Origin of the sequence: Gemmiger formicilis (assembly GCF_016901605.1) — a bacterium.
GTDB lineage: Bacteria > Bacillota > Clostridia > Oscillospirales > Ruminococcaceae > Gemmiger > Gemmiger formicilis_B.
The window spans coordinates 1-576 of sequence record NZ_JACJKP010000394.1 but is presented as its reverse complement, the minus strand read 5'-3'; the positions used below and the strand labels follow the sequence as shown (position 1 = coordinate 576).

Annotated in this window: 1 protein-coding gene; it reads right to left on the bottom strand. The window is 66.5% G+C overall.

The window, feature by feature from the left end; genetic code table 11:
* Positions 1-3: 3 nt before the first annotated feature.
* The gene (locus tag H6B10_RS15080; protein ID WP_204652319.1) at positions 4-366 is read right to left on the bottom strand and encodes an InlB B-repeat-containing protein; all 363 of its coding nucleotides are present in this window, start codon (positions 364-366) and stop codon (positions 4-6) included.
* Positions 367-576 lie beyond the last annotated feature (210 nt).

Genomic DNA, 576 nt, shown 5'->3' with positions numbered 1-576 from the left:
CCGCTAAGGCAAACACCCCGCAGCGCCGGTCCTGACCGGCCTTGCCCCGTAAAAGCAAAAGACGCCCCCACCGGGGGGCGTCTTTTTTGTTGGTTTGTTACCGCACCTGCCGCCCTGGCTGGCGGCTGCTGCGGCGGGGTCTACCACCCATTTGGCATAGATGGTGGTATCTTTGACCAGCACGATGGTGCCCACCGGCTGGGTCAGGGCTTCATCGGCGTACCAGCCCATGAACAGGTACCCGGCGCGGGAGGGGGTATAGGGCCACAGTTCCACCGCAACGCCCACCCCGGAGCCCACCGCCACGCCGGAGCCCACCACGGCCCCGGAGGACACCGAGGATGATGCCCAGGGCGGTCTGCCCATCCTGCCCATTGCAGGGGGTGTGGCCGCGCTGGCAGTCATTGGCGGCGTGGTATTCTACCTGCGCCGCAAGCCCCGGGATGACGGCCATTACCACCGCCGCTAAGGCAAACACCCCGCAGCGCCGGTCCTGACCGGCCTTGCCCCGTAAAAGCAAAAGACGCCCCCACCGGGGGGCGTCTTTTTTGTTGGTTTGTTACCGCACCTGCCGCC

Excerpts from the sequence above, each read along its gene's own strand:
- H6B10_RS15080 (WP_204652319.1), bottom strand. The coding sequence starts at position 366 with ATGGGCAGACCGCCCTGGGCATCATCCTCGGTGTCCTCCGGGGCCGTG.